The sequence below is a fragment of the Kosakonia sp. 1610 genome, assembly GCF_050435845.1.
Taxonomy (GTDB): domain Bacteria; phylum Pseudomonadota; class Gammaproteobacteria; order Enterobacterales; family Enterobacteriaceae; genus Kosakonia; species Kosakonia cowanii.
This window is the reverse complement of sequence record NZ_JBNDKZ010000001.1, coordinates 1401815-1422114: the sequence shown is the minus strand read 5'-3', so window position 1 is coordinate 1422114 and position 20300 is coordinate 1401815. Positions and strand designations below refer to the sequence as shown.

General features: G+C 53.9%; 25 protein-coding genes. 8 read left to right on the top strand and 17 right to left on the bottom strand.

The features are described from left to right. Positions 1 to 23: 23 nt before the first annotated feature. The 3 genes from uspE to ogt all read right to left on the bottom strand — a co-directional run bounded on the left by uspE (position 24) and on the right by ogt (position 2597). Positions 24 to 974 carry a universal stress protein UspE gene (gene uspE, locus ABIC80_RS06840; protein ID WP_094419980.1) on the bottom strand — a complete coding sequence of 317 codons (951 nt, stop codon included), beginning with the start codon at positions 972 to 974 and terminating at the stop codon, positions 24 to 26. Between the two features lie 145 nt (positions 975 to 1119). Further along, the gene (fnr, locus tag ABIC80_RS06835; RefSeq protein ID WP_023481718.1) at positions 1120 to 1872 is read right to left on the bottom strand and encodes a fumarate/nitrate reduction transcriptional regulator Fnr; all 753 of its coding nucleotides are present in this window, start codon (positions 1870 to 1872) and stop codon (positions 1120 to 1122) included. A 209-nt stretch (positions 1873 to 2081) separates the two neighbouring features. Then, positions 2082 to 2597, bottom strand: a complete 516-nt coding sequence (ogt, locus tag ABIC80_RS06830; RefSeq protein ID WP_094419979.1) for a methylated-DNA--[protein]-cysteine S-methyltransferase — start codon at positions 2595 to 2597, stop codon at positions 2082 to 2084. 457 nt (positions 2598 to 3054) lie between these two features. Between ogt and smrA the strand changes: the two genes are divergently transcribed. Then, positions 3055 to 3618, top strand: coding sequence for a DNA endonuclease SmrA (gene smrA, locus ABIC80_RS06825; protein WP_094419978.1), 564 nt, complete (start codon positions 3055 to 3057; stop codon positions 3616 to 3618). Here smrA and umuC read toward each other — a convergent pair. Continuing rightward, complete coding sequence (umuC, locus tag ABIC80_RS06820) at positions 3615 to 4868, bottom strand: translesion error-prone DNA polymerase V subunit UmuC (RefSeq protein WP_094419977.1); 1254 nt, start codon at positions 4866 to 4868, stop codon at positions 3615 to 3617. The two genes, smrA and umuC, sit on opposite strands and share 4 nt — an antisense overlap. Beyond that, positions 4852 to 5232: a translesion error-prone DNA polymerase V autoproteolytic subunit gene (umuD, locus tag ABIC80_RS06815; RefSeq protein WP_042717591.1), complete on the bottom strand. Its 381-nt coding sequence runs from the start codon at positions 5230 to 5232 to the stop codon at positions 4852 to 4854. Before umuD ends, umuC begins: the two co-directional genes overlap by 17 nt. A 232-nt stretch (positions 5233 to 5464) precedes the next feature. Between umuD and ABIC80_RS06810 the strand changes: the two genes are divergently transcribed. The 4 genes from ABIC80_RS06810 (at position 5465) to ABIC80_RS06795 (ending at position 9866) form a co-directional block, all read left to right on the top strand. Further along, positions 5465 to 6535: an AI-2E family transporter gene (locus ABIC80_RS06810; RefSeq protein ID WP_429176208.1), complete on the top strand. Its 1071-nt coding sequence runs from the start codon at positions 5465 to 5467 to the stop codon at positions 6533 to 6535. 398 nt (positions 6536 to 6933) lie between these two features. Further along, positions 6934 to 7290 carry a multidrug/spermidine efflux SMR transporter subunit MdtJ gene (gene mdtJ / locus ABIC80_RS06805; RefSeq protein WP_042717594.1) on the top strand — a complete coding sequence of 119 codons (357 nt, stop codon included), beginning with the start codon at positions 6934 to 6936 and terminating at the stop codon, positions 7288 to 7290. Then, positions 7277 to 7606, top strand: coding sequence for a multidrug/spermidine efflux SMR transporter subunit MdtI (gene mdtI, locus ABIC80_RS06800; protein ID WP_054803877.1), 330 nt, complete (start codon positions 7277 to 7279; stop codon positions 7604 to 7606). Before mdtJ ends, mdtI begins: the two co-directional genes overlap by 14 nt. A 97-nt stretch (positions 7607 to 7703) precedes the next feature. Beyond that, a complete protein-coding gene (locus ABIC80_RS06795; RefSeq protein ID WP_429176207.1) occupies positions 7704 to 9866 on the top strand; it encodes a putative bifunctional diguanylate cyclase/phosphodiesterase in 2163 nt (720 codons plus the stop codon). A 1-nt stretch (position 9867) separates the two neighbouring features. Here the strand turns inward: ABIC80_RS06795 and ABIC80_RS06790 are convergent, their stop codons facing one another. The 3 genes from ABIC80_RS06790 to ABIC80_RS06780 form a co-directional block, all read right to left on the bottom strand. Beyond that, positions 9868 to 10698, bottom strand: a complete 831-nt coding sequence (locus tag ABIC80_RS06790; RefSeq protein WP_042717599.1) for a trypsin-like serine peptidase — start codon at positions 10696 to 10698, stop codon at positions 9868 to 9870. A 281-nt stretch (positions 10699 to 10979) separates the two neighbouring features. Further along, entirely contained in the window at positions 10980 to 11375 is a 396-nt protein-coding gene (gene asr / locus ABIC80_RS06785) for an acid resistance repetitive basic protein Asr (protein ID WP_034814024.1), read from the bottom strand. 162 nt (positions 11376 to 11537) lie between these two features. Beyond that, complete coding sequence (locus ABIC80_RS06780) at positions 11538 to 13022, bottom strand: carboxypeptidase M32 (protein ID WP_200133083.1); 1485 nt, start codon at positions 13020 to 13022, stop codon at positions 11538 to 11540. A 133-nt stretch (positions 13023 to 13155) separates the two neighbouring features. Between ABIC80_RS06780 and ABIC80_RS06775 the strand changes: the two genes are divergently transcribed. Next, the gene (locus ABIC80_RS06775) at positions 13156 to 13248 is read left to right on the top strand and encodes a KPN_01571 family protein (RefSeq protein WP_208864599.1); all 93 of its coding nucleotides are present in this window, start codon (positions 13156 to 13158) and stop codon (positions 13246 to 13248) included. Positions 13249 to 13314: 66 nt separating this feature from the next. Here ABIC80_RS06775 and ABIC80_RS06770 read toward each other — a convergent pair whose 3' ends face one another. Further along, entirely contained in the window at positions 13315 to 14565 is a 1251-nt protein-coding gene (locus ABIC80_RS06770; RefSeq protein WP_429176206.1) for an MFS transporter, read from the bottom strand. A 282-nt stretch (positions 14566 to 14847) separates the two neighbouring features. Between ABIC80_RS06770 and ABIC80_RS06765 the strand changes: the two genes are divergently transcribed. Beyond that, on the top strand, positions 14848 to 16035 hold the full coding sequence (locus tag ABIC80_RS06765) for a tyrosine-type recombinase/integrase (protein ID WP_429176500.1): 1188 nt from the start codon (positions 14848 to 14850) through the stop codon (positions 16033 to 16035). Here ABIC80_RS06765 and ABIC80_RS06760 read toward each other — a convergent pair. From ABIC80_RS06760 to ABIC80_RS06725, 8 genes are all read right to left on the bottom strand, one after another. Continuing rightward, positions 16028 to 16216, bottom strand: a complete 189-nt coding sequence (locus ABIC80_RS06760; RefSeq protein ID WP_429176205.1) for a helix-turn-helix transcriptional regulator — start codon at positions 16214 to 16216, stop codon at positions 16028 to 16030. The genes ABIC80_RS06765 and ABIC80_RS06760 overlap by 8 nt on opposite strands. Further along, positions 16213 to 16488 (bottom strand): hypothetical protein, encoded by a 276-nt coding sequence (locus ABIC80_RS06755; RefSeq protein WP_429176203.1) that lies wholly within the window; start codon positions 16486 to 16488, stop codon positions 16213 to 16215. The genes ABIC80_RS06760 and ABIC80_RS06755 overlap by 4 nt, the downstream gene beginning before the upstream one ends. Continuing rightward, on the bottom strand, positions 16481 to 16675 hold the full coding sequence (locus ABIC80_RS06750) for a hypothetical protein (protein ID WP_429176200.1): 195 nt from the start codon (positions 16673 to 16675) through the stop codon (positions 16481 to 16483). The genes ABIC80_RS06755 and ABIC80_RS06750 overlap by 8 nt, the downstream gene beginning before the upstream one ends. A gap of 140 nt (positions 16676 to 16815) precedes the next feature. Then, positions 16816 to 17022, bottom strand: coding sequence for a hypothetical protein (locus tag ABIC80_RS06745; RefSeq protein ID WP_429176197.1), 207 nt, complete (start codon positions 17020 to 17022; stop codon positions 16816 to 16818). Beyond that, the gene (locus ABIC80_RS06740; protein WP_429176194.1) at positions 17019 to 17363 is read right to left on the bottom strand and encodes a hypothetical protein; all 345 of its coding nucleotides are present in this window, start codon (positions 17361 to 17363) and stop codon (positions 17019 to 17021) included. Before ABIC80_RS06740 ends, ABIC80_RS06745 begins: the two co-directional genes overlap by 4 nt. Further along, positions 17360 to 17920, bottom strand: coding sequence for a hypothetical protein (locus ABIC80_RS06735; RefSeq protein ID WP_429176192.1), 561 nt, complete (start codon positions 17918 to 17920; stop codon positions 17360 to 17362). Before ABIC80_RS06735 ends, ABIC80_RS06740 begins: the two co-directional genes overlap by 4 nt. Positions 17921 to 18060: 140 nt before the next feature. Then, a complete protein-coding gene (locus ABIC80_RS06730) occupies positions 18061 to 19263 on the bottom strand; it encodes a hypothetical protein (RefSeq protein WP_429176189.1) in 1203 nt (400 codons plus the stop codon). Between the two features lie 72 nt (positions 19264 to 19335). Next, entirely contained in the window at positions 19336 to 19566 is a 231-nt protein-coding gene (locus ABIC80_RS06725; protein WP_429176186.1) for a Cro/CI family transcriptional regulator, read from the bottom strand. A gap of 83 nt (positions 19567 to 19649) precedes the next feature. On the opposite strand from ABIC80_RS06725, the gene ABIC80_RS06720 reads away from it, so the two are divergent. Further along, positions 19650 to 20063 (top strand): helix-turn-helix domain-containing protein, encoded by a 414-nt coding sequence (locus ABIC80_RS06720; protein ID WP_429176184.1) that lies wholly within the window; start codon positions 19650 to 19652, stop codon positions 20061 to 20063. The last annotated feature ends 237 nt before the right edge of the window (positions 20064 to 20300 follow it).

The following is a 20300-nucleotide window of genomic DNA, read 5'->3' as shown; positions in this document are numbered from 1 at the left end:
CCGCCTTGCGGCGGGTTGTTTGCTTAGTCGTCTTCGTCGTCATCCAGCTCAACGGGCGACTGGTAATCATCCGGTTTGATAACCAGCAAATCGCAGCGCAGGTGATCGATCACCTGCTCTGCGGTATTGCCGAGAAACGCGGCGGAGATACCGGTGCGGCCAATGGTGCCAAGCACTACAATACCGGCCTGTAAATGTTCCGCCAGATCCGGGATCACCTCTTCCGGCAACCCTTTCTCGACATGGGTCATTTTCTCATCGATACCAAACTTTTGCCGCAGCGCTTTCATCGCCAGCAGGTGCTGGCCGCGAATGGCGTCGTTATAGACGCTCGGATCAAACTCCGGCAGCTCAATCGCAATATTGATGGGGGTGACAGGATAGGCACCGACGAGGTGCACTTCAGTATGGTTGACCTGCTCAGCCAGATGCTGGGTCTCTTTCACCAGCTTCTCATTCAGCGCGTTGTGATAGATCTCTTCGCTGGCAAGGTTAACCGCAACGACAGCGCGACCGCCTTCCGGCCACGGCTGATCTTTGACCATCCACACCGGGCAGGGGCATTTACGCAGCAGATGCCAGTCGGTCGGGGTGAAAATCACGGATTCCAGTTTGTCGTGCTGGTGGGTCATCTTCAGCAGCAGATCGTGGCCGCCGGAGAGCACTTCCTGAATAATCGCTTCGAAAGGACGGTTATGCCACACCACTTTGATGTCGATTGGCACACCCGCGTCGATATAGTATTTCGCCTGTTCGCGGATCCATGCGGTGCGCTGGCTGATAACGCCCTGGCGCATCGCCGTTCGCTCATCGGGGGACAGAAGGGTGGTCATCTCGTATGAGAAGTCATAAATCGGCAAAAATGCTTTGATCCGACCGCCAATCCGTTGATGCAAATACACGGCACGTCGTAATGCGGGTTGATCGTCCTGATTAGGATCGATGGCGACCAACATATTCTGATACTTAGCCATACAGGGTCTCCTTACATCTGTCACCACTCTCTGACAGTAAAAGATAACCCATATAAGCTGAATGAAACAGCGGAAACCTTTTGCCGGATCAATAAATCAGAAAAATGTAATGACCCGGCAAAAAGGCAAAAGGTGGGGGTAAAACTCAGGCAACGTTACGGGCGTGGCCCGCCAGCTCAGAGAGCAGATCGCCATTTTCGATGGTGATATATTTCCCTTTCACCGCCAGCATGCCGCTCTTCTGGAAACGACCCAGCAGACGGCTGATGGTCTCAACGGTCAGGCCCAGATAGTTGCCGATGTCGCCACGGGTCATGGTCAGACGGAATTCACGCGGCGAGAAACCACGCTGCGCAAAACGACGGGAGAGGTTATAGATAAACGCCGCCAGGCGCTCTTCCGCGTTTTTCTTCGACAGCAGCAGGATCATATCCTGATCGCCTTTGATCTCACCGCTCATCAGACGCATCATCTGCTGGCGCAGGCTCGGCATTTTACCGGAGAGATCGTCCAGCGTTTCGAACGGGATCTCACACACCATTGAGGTCTCCAGCGCCTGAGCGAAGCTCGGGTGATGACCGGTGCCGATGGCATCAAAGCCCACCAGATCGCCCGCCAGATGGAACCCGGTGATCTGCTCATCACCCTGTTCGGTGATGGTATAGCTTTTGATGGTGCCAGAACGGATAGCGTAGAGCGATTTCAGCTCATCGCCTGCTTTAAACAGGGTCTGACCTTTCTGGATGGGCTTTTTACGCTCAATGATATTGTCGAGCTGATCCAGCTCATGCTCATTAAGAGTAAAGGGGATGCAAAGCTGGCTGATACTGCAATCCTGACAATGGATAGCACAACCGCCAGACTGAATGCGTCGAATAATTCGCTTTTCCGGGATCATAGGTCTGCTCTACGCCGTAATTGATATTGGTCAATTTTAACATCTTTTTATGGCGCACGTAAGCCTGGCAAAACGTCAATTCACCATAAATGAAACAGTGGAGCGAAACGGTAAAGACTTACTTTGTCTCATGTTATTGAATTTCCACCAATTCACTAAGGCTTTTGCGAGCGAAGTACATGAAATGCATACTAAACAGACCTGTTTTCTCACAATAGTAAGTAACGTTCATGGCGCAGCAGCCACTCTTTACGGGCCACGCCGCCCGCATAGCCGGTGAGCATGCCGTTACTGCCGATCACGCGATGGCAGGGGACGACGATGCTAATTGGATTGGCTCCATTCGCCGCACCCACGGCACGCGCCGCGCCTGCGCGGCCAAGAATGGTCGCCAGTTGACCATAATGCATCACCTGACCGCAGGGAATGGTGCGCAGCATCTGCCACACTTCACGCTGAAAAGGGGTTCCGCCCGTTGCGGTCGGCAGGGTATCAATCACCGCCAGATCGCCGTCAAAATAGTCCTGCAGTTTTTGGCTCAACCCGCCAGGATTCTGCGAAGCCACGCGCTGATACCCTTCACGACGATAGTGAATATTAAGCAGTTCAACCATCCGGGCATCATGTTCTTCCCACTCGACGGCGCGCAGCTGAAACTGCTCATCGCAGATGATCCACAGCGGGCCAAGCGGGGTGGAGATTTTATCTTCAAGCAGGGTGAGCATCGGGCGTCCTTATCACTAAATAGCGGCGATAATTTAGCAAACAAAAAAGCGCCTCACCATACCCTGAAAGGGTGGTAGCTTGAGTCTTCAATAAGGAAATAACCCTTAAGAGTTAAATGGCGGAGAAAATATAAGGTTACTAACGTTTATTAATTAAAAAAATAGAGCCTGCCGACATCCGTCAGGCTCCAGAGTACACACAAACTGAGCATCCAATCTTTATTTTTTGCACGCGATCCTTGCGCCTTCCCTATATTTATAGCGGCCATAATAATTATTGCCAGTTTTAATTAGTGATTAATTTCACGATTATTTAACAGAGGTGCAGGGTATAAAGACACGCCTCGTTATACCGTTTTTATAACACCTTGAGCCTACGCATAATTTGCCCGCAGCATTGAGAAGCGCTCCTGCGCCAGCTATAGTACTTCAGCAGATGTTGCTGGAGGACTGCCCCATGAACCCGGATGAAAAATCGCTGTTTCTTGACGCCATGGAGGATGTCCAACCCCTGAAACGCAGTGCCGATGTGCACTGGCACCCGAGCCATAAATCCCGACCCTTGCAGCGCATTGACACCCTGCAACTCGATAATTTTTTGACCACCGGCTTTCTTGACCCGGTCGCCCTTGATACGCCGCTGGAGTTTCGCCGCGAAGGGCTGCAAATCGGCGTGCTCGATAAGCTGCGGCTGGGCAAATATACCCAGCAGGCTAGCCTGAACCTGCTGCGCCAGCCCGTCGAGCAGTGCCGGCAGATGCTGTTTAGCTTTATGCATCAGAGCCGTAAAGATGGGCTACGCAATGTGTTGATCATTCACGGAAAAGGTCGCGACGAGACCTCGCACGCCAATATCATCCGCAGCTACCTGGCGCGCTGGCTGCCAGAGTTTGAGGATGTGCAGGCGTTCTGCCCGGCGTTACCGCACCACGGCGGCAGCGGCGCATGTTATGTCGCCCTGCGCAAATCCGAGCAGGCAAAGCAGGAGAACTGGGAGCGGCACGCCAAGCGCAGCCGCTAGCCGACAAGCGGAACATCCGCTAAGCGTGTAGTCCAGGCGGGGGAGAGCAAGGAGCGCTTCATCTTCCAGCCTGGCGCGACGCCCTGGCCGGCAAACCATAATTTATTTCCCTTCTTATTAAGCGTGTCTAAAACATTCATTAGTGATTCGCTATTTTCTCGCGGAGTAAATTCATCGAATAAATTAAGTTGCGCGACGCCTTTACTAAAAAAATCCCCCAGCATAACGCCCGCTTTTTGATATCTCGGCCCTTGCTTCCAGATAATATCCAGGCTACGCGTTGCCGCTGCAATAATATCGCGGGTGTCATGGGTTGGCGTCAGTAAACGAATGCCTGCGCTGTTGCTGTAATAAGGTTCGTCATCATCGTGCGGGCTACTCTTAATAAAAGCTCCGACATAGCGGCAATATTGACGATCCGCGCGCAGCTTTTCAGCGGCCCGCGCCGCCCAGGTGCAGATGCCTTCGCGCACCGATGCGTAGTCGCTGACGCGCTCGCCAAAGGAGCGCGAACTGATGATTTCATGCTTCGCCGGTGCGAACTCGGCAAATCCCAGGCAGGGTTCCCCGCGCAGTTCACGTACCGTTCGCTCCAGCACCACGCTGAAGTTTTTACGGATAAGCCATAAATCGCTCTGCGCCAGCTTGAGCACGGTATCAATGCCCATCGCCTCCAGCCGCTTGCTCAGACGGCGACCAATTCCCCACACTTCGCCTACCGGCAGGGCGGCCATCAGCTTTATCTGCTGTGGCTGGCGCGACAGATCGACCACGCCGCCCGATGCCTCCGGCCACTTTTTCGCGGCGTTATTCGCCAGCTTGGCCAGCGTTTTCGTCGGCGCAATGCCGACACCGACGGTGAGCATGGTGCGCTGATAAATGGCATTACGCAGGGTGCGCCCAAACTCGCGCAGCTGTGGAATGCCGGTTAAATCTACAAACGCTTCATCGATGCTGTAGATATCTACCGCCGGACAGAGCTCCTCCAGCAGCGTCATCACCCGATGGCTCATATCGCCATACAGTGCGTAGTTACTGCTGAACACCGCCACATTGTGACGCTCCATTAGCGCCTTCTGCTTGAAGTAGGGGTCAGCCATCGTAATGCCGAGCGCTTTGGCTTCAGCCGAGCGGGAGATGACGCAGCCATCGTTATTGGATAAGACTACTACCGGCTTACCGGTTAAATCGGGCCGGAAGACGGTCTCGCAACTGGTGTAGAACGAATTAACATCAACGAGCGCGTACATGATGACGGGGCGGCAAAGTGATCACGGTCGTCACGACGCCAACAATATGCGCGCCTTCCTCTTCTTCGATCCTGATCGCCGGATAAGCGGGGTTATCCGCCACCAGCTGCGGATAAGGCCGCAGCCTCAGCCGCTTTACCATAAAACCGCTTAACAGGCGGGCGACAACAATATCGCCATCGCCCGGTTGCAGGCTGGTATCGACCAGTAACAGCGAACCCGGCAGGATCGCCGCCCCGCACATGGCGTCACTGGACGCCCGCATTACATAGGTGGCTGACGGGTGGGCGATCAGGCTGCTCACCAGGTCGATCGCATCTTCAATGTAGTCCGCAGCCGGACTCGGAAAAGCGCTGGTAGTCATAATGGGTGTCGATCTTTTATTATTACTGTATATAAATACAGTATCGTTGTTCGCACGAAAGGATCAACCCCCTGGAGGCAGGATCGTTGAAAGATCCTGATGATATTGGCAATTTTTTGCACAATCATTTTCAGCGTTTGCGCGGCGAGCTGCATGTTTCTCCGGTTAATGCTTTTGCAATCAAAGAGTAAGACACTACACTTAGTGAGAATCTTTCCATTGGACGGTCCGCATGACAACGCTCAAGAGCAACAACTTCTTTTTTACCATTTTGTTATTACTGGTCAGCGTGGCGTTTTTCACCCTGATCCAGCCTTACTACTCCGCCATTATCTGGGCGGTGATCCTGGCATTGATCTTCTATCCGCTGCGCACAAAGCTCACTATGCTCCTGCGCGGGCGGAACGGTATCGCCTCGCTGATTACTGTGCTGCTGATCTGCATCCTCGTTTTTATCCCGATGATGATCGTGCTTTCGTCGCTGGCGGTAGAGATCAACGCGCTCTACCAGCGTCTGCAAACTAACGCGACGGATCTGCCGCAGCTGTTAAGTAACGGCATTGCGCACCTGCCGGAGTGGGCAAAACATGCGCTGCGCGAAAACAACTTCGATTCGGTGGACGCGATCCGCGAAAAACTCTCGGGTGTTGCGCTCAGCGTCGGGCGTTATCTGGCGGGCAGCGCGGTGATTATCGGTAAGGGAACACTGGGATTAACCATCAGCTTCTCGCTGATGGTCTATCTGCTCTTTTTCCTGCTGAAAGATGGCGCCGCGCTGGTGAAGAAAATCTACGAGGTGATGCCGCTGTCGGCCAAAATCAAACGCCGTCTGTTCCTGAAATTTGCCGGTGTGGCGCGCGCGACGGTAAAAGGGACTCTGGTGGTGGCGATTGCGCAGGGCGCGCTGGGCGGGATTGGCTTCTGGTTCGCTGGTCTGAGCGGCAGCCTGCTGTGGGGTGCGCTGATGGCGTTCCTGTCGCTGATCCCGGCGGTCGGTACCGCACTTATCTGGATCCCGGCAGTGATCTTCCTCTACTCCACGGGCGAGCTGCTCACCGCCACGCTCCTGACCCTCTACTTTGTGATTGTGGTCGGGCTGGCAGACAACCTGCTGCGTCCGCTGCTGGTGGGGAAAGATACCCGCATGCCTGACTACCTGATCCTGCTGACCACCCTTGGCGGTCTGCAATTCTTTGGCATCAATGGCTTCGTGCTTGGGCCACTCGTTGCAGGGTTGTTTATCTCCTCCTGGAACTTGCTGGCAGAAGCGCGTGCCAATGCGCTTAATACGCAGCAGGAATAAAACGTAACAGGCTGCCGGAAATAAACCGGCAGCCATTCGTTTAGCCTGCGTTTAATTAATTCGACAAGCGGTAAAGAATTGCAAATACTTTGAGTAAAATCTTAGCTTGTGCTAAATATAAGGCATGTACAACAACTGAGGACAATTTTTAACCGCCACGAAGAGAAGCAACGCGCGGTAAATTGTAAAAATATGGACATTCGGTTCAGTAGTCTTACCTCCTGTTTTTCACTTCCAGCCTCCTTCTGCTGCCCGCCTGCGGGCGAACAATACTGGCGCACTGCGCTGTAGTCCTCTCCTGCCCGATCCGGCGCCCTGTGCGCAACTGTTAATTTTTTTACGGTTTTCCGCTATGCGGTAAATCGCAAGGATCTCTATTCTCAAGCAGGAGAAAAAATATGATTTACTGGATTTTATTAGCATTGGCGATTGCCTCGGAAATAACCGGCACGCTATCTATGAAATGGGCAAGTATTAACGACAGCCACAGCGGTTTTATTTTAATGCTGGTGATGATCGCCTGTTCCTATATTTTCCTGGCGTTTGCGGTGAAAAAAATCGCCCTCGGCGTGGCCTACGCATTATGGGAAGGTATTGGTATTGCCATTATTACGCTGTTTAGCGTGCTGCTGTTTGATGAACCCCTCTCACCGTTGAAAGCGGCGGGTCTGGTGACGCTGGCGCTCGGTATTGTGCTGATCAAGTCCGGCACGCGTAAGGCCCCACGTCAGGAGCAGGGTCATGTTACTGCTTGAGTGGGTGCACGCGTTATGGCTGGCGATGGCCATTATTCTGGAAATTGTTGCCAACATCTTTTTAAAACTTTCTGACGGCTTTCGTCGCAAACTCTATGGCTGCGGATCGTTAGTGGCAGTGCTGGCGGCGTTCAGCGCGCTGTCGCAGGCGGTAAAGGGGATCGATCTCTCCGTCGCCTACGCCCTGTGGGGCGGGTTTGGTATCGTGGCGACGCTCGCCGCCGGCTGGATCCTCTTCGGCCAGCGCCTCAATGGCAAAGGCTGGATCGGCCTGGCGCTGCTGCTTATCGGGATGATGCTGATAAAACTTGCCTGATGTGATATTGCCCGCGTTTGCGGGCAACGAAATTTGTGGGCTGTATTACGCTTAGAGGACAATAACAAACGTTACGGGACACCAGTAAGGGTCGTCGATGCTCAATCCGCTAAGCTGGCGCAATATCCCCACAGCAAGAACGCTTTTTGTGATGATTTTTCTGGCGGGAGCTGGGCTCATCATCTCCGTCGTTGCGCTCCTCTATCTCTCACTGCACCTGATTAGCAGTAAAGCGAATGAAATCGATGAGCACCGCGCGGCGCTCGCCGTGCAGGGGGCGATTCAGACTTCGGTCAACAGAATGCGATCTCTCGGCCTCGATAATGCGGTGTGGGATGAGGCGGTGCGCGTCGTCTACCGCACGCCGATGGATACCGGCTGGCTCTACAATACCTGGGGCGCGGGCTTTAAAGTCGACAATCTCTATGACGGCACCTTTGTGCTGGATGAGCACTTTGCAGTGGTCTGGGGCGCGTTTCGCAGTCAGCCTTTTACCGAGCGCAATCTCGCCTTTTTTGGCGACGGGCTGGCGGCGCTTATTCGCAACCATGCCGCGGCCCTACAGCAGGGCAAGGACATTTTCGCCGGTATCACCCGCACGCACCGGGGAGTAGCGTTTGTCAGCATTGGCCTGATCCGCCCGGTGTCGGGGCGGCTTGATAAGCAGGGCAGCGCGCGGCGTTACTTAGTGATGACCCGTCATCTTGATGATGAACTGCTCAGCGAACTGGGCAGCACCTTTCAGATCCAGAACCTGCGCCTGGCGCCGCAAAACGCGCAGGGAAGCAGCATGCCGTTGCACGGCTCCGCCAATGAATTCCTTGGTTATATGAGCTGGAAGCCGCACTTTCCGGGCGCGGAAGCGGCAGACGCGGCGGCAGCTGATATCCGCCAGATCGCGATGCTCGCCTCGGGCCTTATCCTGCTGTTTATCGTGCTCAGCAGCGCCGGGCTTTATAAGCTGGCAAAAGGGGAGAAGCTGGCGCGCAGCATTGCGCTAACCGACTGGCTCAGCCGTCTTCCTAACCGACGCGCGCTGATTGAGCAGTTAGATCAGTGGAGCGAGTGGGGCAACAGCGATCTGATAAGCGTGGTGTTTATCGATCTTGATGGCTTTAAAGATGTGAACGATATCTATGGTCATGACGTGGGTGACCGGCTGATCGTCACCATTGCGCAGACGTTGCAGGAAAAAGTGCCGACCGACGGCATGCTGGCGCGCATGGGCGGGGATGAGTTCGCCATGACCCTGAGCGGGCCGTGGTCGGTTGAAAAAGCCACCGACTTTGCGCAAACGGTGCTCGACTACTTCTGCGCGCCGGTGCGCATTGGCAAACGTTCGCTGCATATCAGCGCCAGCATCGGCATCGCCAGCGGAACGCTGGTGGAGTGCTCAAGCTCCGAGCTGTTCCGCCGGGCTGATATCGCCATGTACCATTCGAAAATGTGCGGCAAAGCGCGGATGACGCATTATGACGCGGCGCTAAACAGCGCCCGCGAGCGCCAGCTGATGATTGAAAACGATATTCGCGACGGGCTGGAGCGGGAGGAGTTTGACGTCTGGTATCAGCCGATTATCGATGCCCGCAGCGGCAAGATGAGCGGCGTTGAAGCGCTGGCGCGCTGGCCGCGGCGTCCGGATGGCGAGCTGAAACCGGACGAGTTTATCCCGATTGCTGAAACCAGCGGCCTGATTTACGCGCTGGGGCAGTTTGTCCTGCGTCGCGCCTGCCGCGATCTCTATCCGCACGCGGGGCTCAAACTGTCGGTCAATATCTCTCCCGCGCAGTTTCGCGACCCGGAGTTTGAAGACAAAGTCGCTCAGGTGCTGGAGACCTGCCGCTTTCCGGCGCAGCGCCTGCAACTGGAGGTGACGGAAACGTACGTGCTGGAGAACCCGGAGCGCGCGCAGGCGGCGATTGCCAACTTAAAAGCGCTGGGCACGGCGGTCGCGCTCGATGATTTCGGCACCGGTTACTCCAGCATCGGCTACCTGCGGCGCTTTAATTTCGACACCATCAAAATTGATAAGTCCCTCGCCGGATTAGTGGATAACGATGAGCAGGCGTCAGCATTAGTAAGCGGCACCATCCGTATTGCCAGCGCGCTGGGGATGCAGGTTGTAGCGGAGGGGGTGGAAAACGAAACGCAAATGGCGCTGCTGCGTGATGCGGGCTGCGATCAGTTGCAGGGCTTCTACTTTAGCGCGCCGATGCCGCTGGAGAGGCTGTTACAACAACCTCTCCAGCGGCAGGAGTGAGTTACTGCACCGTATCGCTGGCCAGCGCGTCCAGCTTGTCACGAAAACCGGTCACCGCAATCGCGCGGTTATCGGCGCGCCAGCGATCTTTTGCCGCCGGGGCGGAGCTTTGCACGGCGATCAACTGCCAGCCCTCATCGGTTTTTAACATCAGCGGTGAACCGCTATCGCCCGGTAGCGTATCGCACTGATGCGACAGCACGCTGCTCTGCGCCCAGCCCGTCACAATACAATCCTGGTGGCTGAAGAGATTATCCAGATGATCTTGCGGATAACCTGCCTGCGTCACTTTGCGGTTGGCCGCCTTCAGCGCTGCAGTAAGCGCATCTTTATCGCCGCTAAACAGCGGCAGCGGCGTAATGCCGGAGGGGGGATAGCGCAAAACGATCAGCCCAAAATCCCATGAGGCCGCCGAGGAGGGGACAATCCACCCTTCGCCGTCGGCCTTCAGGCGTCGACCTAACGAGGCATCAACCCGCCCTTCAATACCGTGGATCTCATAGCGCCAGATCCCTTTTTGCGACACAAAGCGCAGCGCTATCGCTTTATCAATTTTGCCGCGCGGCGGCGTCAGCAGACAGTGCCCGGCGGTTAAGGCGAGATGTGGGGAGATAAGTGTGGCGGTGCAGAGATTGCCGCTGGCGGTCTCGAGCTGGCCTATTGCATCCCACGGTGCGGTGGTCGGCGACGCGACGCGGACACGATCGTCATGCCCAAAAAAGAGGGTTTTTATATCCCTGGCGCTAACCGCGTCCTCATCGCCATCATCAGCATGTCCAACAGCGGAAAACAAAAGCAGCGGTCCCAGCAACAGCACAACGGTTCTTCGCATAGTACTCTCAGGTGGGGAAATTATGATTATTAAGGTCGAGCCATGAGTAATAAATATAGACGGGACGCATAGAAAGCGGGAGTAAAATCAGCGTGCTACATCAATAAAGATAGAAACGGAGGGCGATAAGCGCGCAGAGAATTAACATCATCAGGATAACTTCAAAACGATAACGTCGCAGCATGCTCAGGCCTCCAGAGAAAAACGGCGCTTCACCCGAAGGGCTCAGCGCCGCGTTTTAGCACGGCGCTCATGGGGAGCGCCGGTTACAGACACGTGGCTTATGCAGCCGGCTGTGCAGCCGGTTTAGCAGCAGTGTGTTTTACGTGTTTGTGGTGTTTTTTAGCAGCCTGGGCTTTCTGCTCTACAGCCGGTTTAGCAGCTGCTTTTTTGTGGTGCTTTTTAGCAGCCTGGGCTTTCTGCTCAGCAGCCGGTTTAGCGGCGGCTTTCTTGTGCTGTTTTTTAGCAGCCTGAGCTTTCTGCTCAGCGGCTTTTTTGTGTTTCTTGTGGTGAACTTTCTTCGCCGGAGCTGCTTTGGTGTCAGCAGCAGCCGGAGCAGCGGTAGTGGTGGTCGGCGCAGCAGCCGGCGCCTGAGAGGTGGCAGCGGTGTCAGCAGCGAAAGCAGCAGAAGACAGACCCATTGCAGCGGCAACAACCAGAGCTAATACTTTTTTCATTCCGATATCCTCGAATTGGTTTCTTCATTCAACCCCACTGCGGGGCCGTTGAAAGAACTATATCCCTGTTATCGAAGCGTTTCCGTGAGTGATTGGTATCGGCGTGTAACGGAATGTACAGCGGGGGAAAACGCGCCGGAAAGCGGCTCCGGCGCGGGGTGATCAGAGGTAACGGCGGGTAAGGTGCTGGCGGAAATAGTCCGCATTCAGCGGCTCGCCGGTGGCGTTGGCAATCAGCTGGGCAGTGCTAAAGCGGCTGCCGTGCTGCCAGATGTTCTGGCGCAGCCACTCAAACAGCGCGCTGAAATCACCGGCGGCGATAGCGTCATCCAGACCCGGCAGCGCACGGCGCGCGGCGTGGAACAGCTGTGCGGCGTACATTGCGCCCAGGGTGTAAGAGGGGAAGTAACCAAAGCCGCCGTCGGTCCAGTGGATATCCTGCATACAGCCGTTGCGGTAGTTGCCTTCGGTTGATAGCCCAAGCCAGGCCTGCATCTTTTCATTCCACAGTGCCGGAATATCGTCGACCTCAATCTCACCGTCGATCAACGCCCGCTCGATCTCATAGCGCAGAATAACGTGTGCCGGATAACTCACCTCGTCGGCGTCAACGCGAATATAGCCCGGCTTCACGCGCTGGTTCCAGGCGATAAAGTTGTGCTCTTCAAAGGCAGGCTGCATACCGAACCGCTCAATAATCGCCGGCTGCAGACGGCGCAGGAAGGCTTCGCTGCGACCAAGCTGCATCTCAAAGAAGAGGCTCTGTGATTCGTGGATCGCCGTGGAGCGCGCCAGCGCAATCGGCTGACCCGGCCAGCTACGCGGCAGGTTCTGCTCATAGCGGGCATGACCGGTTTCATGCACCACGCCGAACAGAGCACTCAGCAACTCATTTTCGTCGTAACGGGTGGTGATGCGCACATCTTCCGGCACGCCGCCGCAGAAGGGGTGGGCGCTGACATCAAGGCGTCCGCCGTTAAAATCGAAACCGAGCGTCTTCATCGCCTGCAAACCCAACTCGCGCTGATCGGCAATCGGGAACGGCCCTTGCGGGGCGATAAGCGTCTGCTGCGCCTGTTTCTCTACCGCCTGTTTCAGCAGATCCGGCAGCCAGCTTTTGACCTCGCCAAACAGCTCATCAAGGCGGGCGCTGGTCATATCCGGCTCGAACTTATCCAGCAGGGCATCATAGGGCGAGCAGCCTTTCGCCGCCGCGCGCAGCTTCGCCTCTTCGCGGGTGAGTTTCACCACCTCTTTCAGATTGGCGGAGAAGCCCGCCCAGTCATTGGCCGGGCGCTGGGTACGCCAGGCGTGTTCACATTTACTGCCCGCCAGCGACAGAGCTTCCACCAGCGCTTCCGGCAGCAGGGCTGCTTCATCGTAGTGGCGCTGCATTTCACGCAGGTTAGCCTGTTCAACGTCGTTGAGATCTTCCTGACCGGCGCTGGAGAGCCACTGGCCGACCTGCGGATTGGTTAAAATCTGGTGGCGCAGCACGCTCAGCTCGGCCAGCGCTTCACCGCGCGCGGCGCTGCCGCCCGGCGGCATCATGGCGAACATATCCCAGCCGGCAACGGCGGCAAGATGTGAGAAACGTGACAGGCGAAGGAAGGTACGGGTGAGTTGTTGATAGTTCTGCTTATCCATAATGCCTCTGATTTTTTTGCATTTTATTAACCCGAACGCCCAAAAATAGTAGTTCTGCGGCTAATGTTAAAATCTGTACCATAATAGAGAACACATTCATTTAACCAATAAACGCATAACACAGCAAAAAACCATGAATCCTTTCATTTGGGTGATCTGCAGTTTAATGGCGCTTGACGCTGTGCGGGAGTTGATGGGCGCAAGCTCCGTCTTCGCGCTTTTCTAGCCCTTTTCCGCACTACATTGCAATAAAAAAGCCCCGCTTGCGCAGGGCCTGTCTTCCTTATACGCGCTAGCGCAGACGCGCGTGCAGCCTTGTGCCGACCAGCACGGCGAGCACCAGCATCGCCGCGATAAACCCGCCGACGCCGTTCCAGCCATAGCTGTGCCAGAAGACGCCGCCTAAGGTTCCTGCCACGCTCGATCCAAGATAGTAGCTGAAGAGATAGAGCGACGAGGCCTGGCCTCTGGCGCGCTTAGCGCGTGGGCCAATCCAGCTGCTGGCAACGGAGTGTGCGGCAAAAAAACCGCTGGTAAAGAGCAGCATGCCGATAAAGATCGCCCACAGCGAGGAGAAGAGCGTCAGCAGTAAACCGACTAGCATGATTGAGGTAAAGGCGATCATCACCGGGCCGCGGCCATATTTGCTGGTCATCGCGCCCGCTTTTGGCGAACTCCAGGTGCCGGTCAGATAGGCCACCGACAGCAGGCCAACCACCGCCTGGCTCAGCATCCACGGGGATTGCATCAGACGATAGCCAATATAGTTAAACAGCGTGACAAACGACCCCATCAGCAAAAAGCCTTCGAGAAAGAGCAGCGGCAGGCCGCGATCGCGCCAGTGCAGACGGAAGTTGATCAGCAGCGTTTTTGGCCGCAGAGAGGAGGGGCGAAAGTGGCGCGAGGGGGGCAAAATCTTCCAGAACATCAGCGCCGAAGCCAGCGCAAAGCAGCCAATCACCGCCACTGCCACCCGCCAGTTAAAGAAGTCGGTAAAAACACCGCTCAGCAGGCGGCCGCTCATGCCACCGATGGAATTCCCGCTAATATAGAGCCCCATCGAGAAGGCGACAAAACTGGGGTGGATCTCTTCACTCAGGTAGGTCATACCGACCGCCGCCACGCCGCTTAGGGAGAGCCCCACCAGCGCGCGCATTACCAGAATGCCGTGCCAGCTGGTCATCATCGTTGAGAGCAGCGTGCAGCACGACGCCAGAAGCAGCGCGGTAACCATTACATTTTTGCGCCCGATTGCATCTGATAACGGCCCGGTAAACAGCAGGCCAATCGCCAGCATGGCGGTAGAAATAGAGAGGGATATACTGCTGCTGGCGGGCGAAACACCGAACTCATGGGAGAGCACCGGCAAGATAGGCTGAACGCAGTAGAGCAGGGCGAAGGTCGCCAGCCCGGCGGAGAAGAGCGCCAGCGTGACGCGCATAAATTGGGGAGTACCACGTTTAATAAACTGCCCGGACTGAGCGACGGGTTTTTCGTTAACGATGTGTGTCGGTTCGCTATCAACCGTTGTTGTACGACTCACTTGGGATCCTTACCTTTTTGGCCCGTCATTACGGGGACAGGCTTACCACGGCGTAAGGGTATGAAAGCGGCAATATTCTGTCTAATATATTAATAATCTCAAATAATACTTTAAAAATATCAATATTAATCATGTCCGTATCTCTCCGCTACTTTCCATTTACCCCATCAAAATTAGAAAGTTAATGAATTCCTAATGTCCGTGGTTGTCCGTGGTGATCCGTTGAAATCCGCAACCCGTTCGGGTACAACGCCGGGACTAAAAAAGGGGAAACGGGTACAAATGAAACTCTCGGCAAGACAAGTAGATACAGCGAAACCATACGACAAAGATTATAAATTACCAGACGGAAACGGCCTATTTTTACTGGTGAAAACCAATGGCGCAAAATACTGGCGATGGCGGTACACATTTGCGGGGAAAGAGCGTTTATTAGCGCTTGGGGTATACCCATCGATAACACTTGCGAATGCGCGCGACCGGCGCGACGAGGCAAAAAAATTGCTGGCGCAGGGAGTCGATCCAGTTAGGGCAAAAGCTGCTAACGCATTACTTTTGCGCACACAAGAGGTGACGTTTGAAGATATCGCGTTAGAGTGGTATGACTTCAAAAAAACCGGGTGGGGCGATTCATATACCCGTGACGTTATGCGGGGGCTGGAAAATAATATTTTTCCTTGGATCGGCAAATATCGCATAGATAGCATTGAGCCGGTGCAAGTGCTCGATTTAATCCGGGCGATTGAGCGACGCGGGGCTACATCACTATCTGGAAAAGTACGCCGGTGGTGTAGTGAAATATTCAGCTATGCCGTTGCTACTGGCCGTGCCAAATATAACCCGGTCAGCGAACTGCACATAGCGCTGCGTCCACATTTCGCAAAGATCCGCCCACACCTAACCGCCAACGAACTCCCGGCCTTCCTCACCGCTCTCGATGGCTACGAACGGCACGGCGGGCTATCACACTTAGGGCTAAAAATCCTCATTCTCTCCGGCCTGCGCACTCATGAGCTGCGCCATTCAAGATGGGCGTGGGTAGACTTCGACCAGGGATTGTGGGAAATCCCAGCGGAGTTTATGAAAATGCGCCGTCCTCATATCGTTCCATTATCTCGCCAGCTTGTTGAGCTGCTGCGCGAACTGCACCAATTAACCGGGCGCTATGAAAATATGTTCCCAAAGCGAGGCGATCCTACAGGGGTGATGGATAAAATGGTGATCGGATTGTTGATTTATCGGCTTGGCTACAAAGGGCGGGTAGTAGGGCACGGTTTCCGGCACACATTGAGCACCATTCTCAACGGTCAGGGGTTTAACCCGGATTGGATTGAGCTACAGCTCGCGCATAGGGATGGTAATAAAATACGTGGCATTTATAACCATGCGTTATATTTAGATGGCCGCCGCGAAATGATGCAATGGTATGCAGACCATATTGATCACTTGCGGCGGCAAGGGGTTAGTTAATCAGGGTTTTCTTCCACGCCTCAACCTCGCCGCGTACCCAGCGCGATGCGGCTCCCAGCTTGCGGGGTCTCGGGAATTCGCCCCGCTTGCAACGGTCATAGATGGCAGATTTTTTCAGGCCGACCGACTGAATAACTTCCCTGATCGGGATCAAATCAGTATCAGATGTAACGGGATTCATGCGCTAAACTCCGTCGATTCCTCCAGCCAGCTAGGACTCGAAAGCGTTTGATCTGCGCTTTCTAAATGCGCAATCACATCACGCAAGATTTCTTTAAATTCTGGGTCAATGTCTGAAACCTCTCTCAGCGATCCCATGATCATGACTTGCAAGATACCGAAAACATGCATTACCTCACCAACATGTTCCGGGTTGGTTTCTTGGAACAGCCCAGCCAAAGCCTTAGCGCAGCTCAATACTGCATCACTATGAAATTCTTTTGCGTTACGCATTTTGCACCTCGGCAATCTCTGCAATTTGTTTATACATGGAAGCGATTTTTATCAATTGCATGACGGAAGGATGTAACGCGATATAAGCCCTAAGATCTGGCTTTGATAATTCCAGCATGAAATCTGAAATATTTGCTAATAATGCTGCAATGCAAAGCATATCTTCGCCATTGGTTTCTGTTTCCATTTCCTTAAAAAAGCTTCCATATGTTTGTACGCAACCAACCGGCGATTTTTATCAGTTTGTGATTTATTTTCTTTATTCATTTTCAACCCTAAGTTTACTTATTAGTAACACTGGTTTTGCGCCTAGCGAAATCAACTAAATTAAATGCGCCCGCGCTGCAATGTTTTGTAAATCATTCGTAACTGGACAACGTTAAGTAGGTAAGCGGCGCGGGGATGCGCCGCGCTGAAATTTTCCCGGCTTTCGTCGTAGTCGATAATCAATTCTTCCAGCGCGGTGATCGCATCATCAATCGCCTCTGATGCGATTTGTAAACGCTGTAATTTATAGGCTGCACCTACTTTCATGAATGCATCCCCTCGGCGCGTTCTTCCTCACGGCGGCGGTAAAATTCCACTACGCTGGCGGCGCTTTTAGCCATTTCAGAAACGACCGGCGTCTCTGCTTTCCCTGCCATCAAAAAACATTTCACTAACATTTCATCCAGCAGCGCCAACCGCGCGCCGCTGGCAATATCCCCGATGTAGCTCCCCGTTTCGGGGGAAAATTGCTGCCACGCTTTCGCGGTCTCTGCGCAGCCGCCAGACTCAACGAAAAGGCGGGCCAGCGTATCGCGCGCCTCGATCAACGCCGCGTTTTCAGTAGCCAGCTTGTTGTATTCTTCTGCCGTGTAAGTTTTAACCGTCATACTTTCGAAATCTCCCTGATGAATTTATCTGTGGTAACGAGCTGCCAAGCCTCGCCGCCGTCGAATGAAATCAGCCGCCAATGCAAATTAACCTCAAGCCAGACGCACACCGGGCGACCGCCTTTTGTGTGGCGTGAAACAGCGGTGTGATTAACCTGTTTGCTCCGGTAAAGCGCCATCACCTGATCCGCTTTTGCCTCGATTTTTGGGGGCACCTTGTCGCCCCATTTCCCGCAGGCTTTCGGCTTCGGTTTTTCCCCTTTGCGCTTCGCGCCGGTGCCTCTCACAAGCGCCGTTTCAAGGCGGGTAAGGTAGGCCCGGAGAGTGGTTATTTCCGTCTCCGGGAACATGCTCGAATGCATGAGCTTTAACGCATGTTTCAGATCGTCATGCGTGACTACCTTTCGCCGTGCGAACGAGAAGCCCCGCAGCGCCTGCTTAACGCTGCGACCATCTGCCCGCGCACACGCTCGGCATAACTCCGCATGCAGCAAAGTTTCAGGAAATTCGCTATACTTCTCTGCGATGATTTCCCGCGCCGTTTTTCCCTCGAACATAGAACTTCCTCAAATTAAACCTAAAACCTGCTTTCGAAACCCCTCAATTTCGAAAGGAATGGCACCTCTACGGCGTTAACTCCCCTTAAGTAACCCACATGTACCGGGTATGGTTTTGAGCCGCTTAGATGCGCTTATATTCATCCTCTGAATCCGGTCGGGATCTCCGCGTCCGGTTCGGAAATTTGTGTGATATCTCGGGGCTGGGGTTTGCCGCCGTTTGGCGCGATCAACCCGGTTAGCCCGGCCTGCATCGCAAAATCAATCACGTCCCCCGGCGTGTGACCGGCCTGGCGAAACTTCGCCAGCAGGGAAATCACCGCGTTAACTTCGCCCACTGTGTTGATTTTTCGGCCTTTTGAGATCCGGTATTCAACCCAGCGCTGCCAAAGCTCCGGCGATAGCCAATCAGGGAGATCCGGCGTGATGGACTGCGCCGATGAGCCGCTGATAATCACCACGCCTTGCGATTCGTGCCGCTTGGCGGCGCTTTCCCGGAGAACGCAAATCCCCGCATCGAGCTGCGCCAGCTTGGTGATCGATTTCAGGCGGGGGGTTTTCCAGTCCAGCTCGATTCCGCAGCTGGAGCCGTCGCCATCGGTCACGTAAATATCAACTCGCCCGCTGCGCCCATCGCCCCGGTCTGAAACGGGATGTTCGAGACGAATGGCCAGGCCAGCAGATTTCAAAACCTCCACGGCGCTGGCGAGAAACTCACTCGCAGATTCCCCCGACAATTTTCCCTCAAGCAGATCCGCAACCTCGCCCCGAAAATCCCTTCCCGCCGGGAAGGGTTTGGGTAGGGGATCTTTTAAGTCTTTTAGATCTTTTCTTTTCTTTTCTTTTCTTACGTCACGCGTTACGGTCTCCGTTACGTCACGCGTTACGTAACGGTTTTCGTCACTTTGTGACGCGAGTAACGCCTTTTTGCGCTCACGATATCGGCGCTGCCTTTCTGCTGCGCTGCTTTTTTTACCGCCAGCTAAGTTATTGAATTCAGTGAAGTTAGGGAGATGGATGCAATCATTTTCCGCGTCATAAACTACCCAGCCGACCTCTGCTAATGCATCGCCAAAGCCAGGGATCTGCACTAATTCGTCGATATCTTTTAGATCTGTATGAGGCAACACGCCGTCACGTGCGTGACGGTTAGCGTTACTCCAGAAAACGAGTAACGCACCAACCGTTACATAACGCGTTACGTAACGCGATGCCGTCACGGTGTTATCACCGGCAACGGTAAAATTCCCCCCGTTGGACTTCTCTAAAATTCTCGCTATGCCATTGACTTTGGGGTCATTTGGTAGGCTTGTGCGCATCTTGATCCACCAATCACCAGACATCGATCACCTGCGCTTTCTTTTCCATCCGTGTAACGCCGTTACGTAACGCGTTACGGTTGATAACGGTCACCGTTATTTTGTTGAGTTACTGCGAACCTGATTTTTCAGGCGCTTTGTTTCAGCCGCCAATTTATAGACACGCGGGTCATACTGGAGAGCGCCACCAGATGCGATCTGCAGACGCATCGCGTTACGCTCTGGCACTAATTCGCCCCATACGGAAACGGACGGCGGCGAAACCTCGGCAGCTTTTGCTAGTTTCGATTTGTTCCCGAAAAATTTAATTGCATCAGCCGTGAACACTATTTACCTCTCAAAAGTTAAGTTTGCCTAAACGCTAGAATATAGGGATTATTAAGTCAAGGAGAAATTAAACTATCCTAACTATGAACAAAAAAACACTCGGCGAGCGCCTACGGGAATGTAGGCTAGATATGGGGTTATCCCGCACGGAGCTGGCGAAGCGCCTCGGGGTAAGTCACGTAACGGTAAGATCTTGGGAGATAAACGAAACAAAACCGAATGGCCCACGCCTGCAAACATTAAGCAGATGTATAGGAAAGCCCCCGGAATGGCTGCTATATGGCGATGATGGGGCTTTAAATGCGGATATAACTGGCGATAAATTCACTACGGTAGCCCTAAATGAGACGCAGACTGTTCTTATAGAGTTGTTCGACAGCCTGCCCGATTCGGATCAGATGGCGTTCCTTGAATCCCTTAAAAAACAAGTGGATGAAAACGAGCGGCGCTATCAGGAGCTTAAGGCAGCGCAAAGGAAAAAAAGCCTTAAGAAGTAATCTCTTTTTTTAATTGACTTAACAAAGTCCCATCGATCACACTCCTACCATTAAGTTTCCTTAAAAAAATACTTGCCTAACTAATTAGGTTTTCTTAAAGTTATTTCCGTTCAGATGTGATCAGCCTCTGACTTTGACAGTTTTTGCGTGTGCGAATGGTGGCGACAGCCCTTGCGCAGGCAAAAATCTGTTAATGAAAGGACAACCATGATGAAAGGCAATATCAGTTTTATAAGC

Excerpts from the sequence above, each read along its gene's own strand:
- uspE (WP_094419980.1), bottom strand. The coding sequence starts at position 974 with ATGGCTAAGTATCAGAATATGTTGGTCGCCATCGATCCTAATCAGGAC.
- fnr (WP_023481718.1), bottom strand. The coding sequence starts at position 1,872 with ATGATCCCGGAAAAGCGAATTATTCGACGCATTCAGTCTGGCGGTTGT.
- ogt (WP_094419979.1), bottom strand. The coding sequence starts at position 2,597 with ATGCTCACCCTGCTTGAAGATAAAATCTCCACCCCGCTTGGCCCGCTG.
- smrA (WP_094419978.1), top strand. The coding sequence starts at position 3,055 with ATGAACCCGGATGAAAAATCGCTGTTTCTTGACGCCATGGAGGATGTC.
- umuC (WP_094419977.1), bottom strand. The coding sequence starts at position 4,868 with ATGTACGCGCTCGTTGATGTTAATTCGTTCTACACCAGTTGCGAGACC.
- umuD (WP_042717591.1), bottom strand. The coding sequence starts at position 5,232 with ATGACTACCAGCGCTTTTCCGAGTCCGGCTGCGGACTACATTGAAGAT.
- ABIC80_RS06810 (WP_429176208.1), top strand. The coding sequence starts at position 5,465 with ATGACAACGCTCAAGAGCAACAACTTCTTTTTTACCATTTTGTTATTA.
- mdtJ (WP_042717594.1), top strand. The coding sequence starts at position 6,934 with ATGATTTACTGGATTTTATTAGCATTGGCGATTGCCTCGGAAATAACC.
- mdtI (WP_054803877.1), top strand. The coding sequence starts at position 7,277 with ATGTTACTGCTTGAGTGGGTGCACGCGTTATGGCTGGCGATGGCCATT.
- ABIC80_RS06795 (WP_429176207.1), top strand. The coding sequence starts at position 7,704 with ATGCTCAATCCGCTAAGCTGGCGCAATATCCCCACAGCAAGAACGCTT.
- ABIC80_RS06790 (WP_042717599.1), bottom strand. The coding sequence starts at position 10,698 with ATGCGAAGAACCGTTGTGCTGTTGCTGGGACCGCTGCTTTTGTTTTCC.
- asr (WP_034814024.1), bottom strand. The coding sequence starts at position 11,375 with ATGAAAAAAGTATTAGCTCTGGTTGTTGCCGCTGCAATGGGTCTGTCT.
- ABIC80_RS06780 (WP_200133083.1), bottom strand. The coding sequence starts at position 13,022 with ATGGATAAGCAGAACTATCAACAACTCACCCGTACCTTCCTTCGCCTG.
- ABIC80_RS06775 (WP_208864599.1), top strand. The coding sequence starts at position 13,156 with ATGAATCCTTTCATTTGGGTGATCTGCAGTTTAATGGCGCTTGACGCT.
- ABIC80_RS06765 (WP_429176500.1), top strand. The coding sequence starts at position 14,848 with ATGAAACTCTCGGCAAGACAAGTAGATACAGCGAAACCATACGACAAA.
- ABIC80_RS06760 (WP_429176205.1), bottom strand. The coding sequence starts at position 16,216 with ATGAATCCCGTTACATCTGATACTGATTTGATCCCGATCAGGGAAGTT.
- ABIC80_RS06755 (WP_429176203.1), bottom strand. The coding sequence starts at position 16,488 with ATGCGTAACGCAAAAGAATTTCATAGTGATGCAGTATTGAGCTGCGCT.
- ABIC80_RS06750 (WP_429176200.1), bottom strand. The coding sequence starts at position 16,675 with ATGGAAACAGAAACCAATGGCGAAGATATGCTTTGCATTGCAGCATTA.
- ABIC80_RS06745 (WP_429176197.1), bottom strand. The coding sequence starts at position 17,022 with ATGAAAGTAGGTGCAGCCTATAAATTACAGCGTTTACAAATCGCATCA.
- ABIC80_RS06740 (WP_429176194.1), bottom strand. The coding sequence starts at position 17,363 with ATGACGGTTAAAACTTACACGGCAGAAGAATACAACAAGCTGGCTACT.
- ABIC80_RS06735 (WP_429176192.1), bottom strand. The coding sequence starts at position 17,920 with ATGTTCGAGGGAAAAACGGCGCGGGAAATCATCGCAGAGAAGTATAGC.
- ABIC80_RS06730 (WP_429176189.1), bottom strand. The coding sequence starts at position 19,263 with ATGTCTGGTGATTGGTGGATCAAGATGCGCACAAGCCTACCAAATGAC.
- ABIC80_RS06720 (WP_429176184.1), top strand. The coding sequence starts at position 19,650 with ATGAACAAAAAAACACTCGGCGAGCGCCTACGGGAATGTAGGCTAGAT.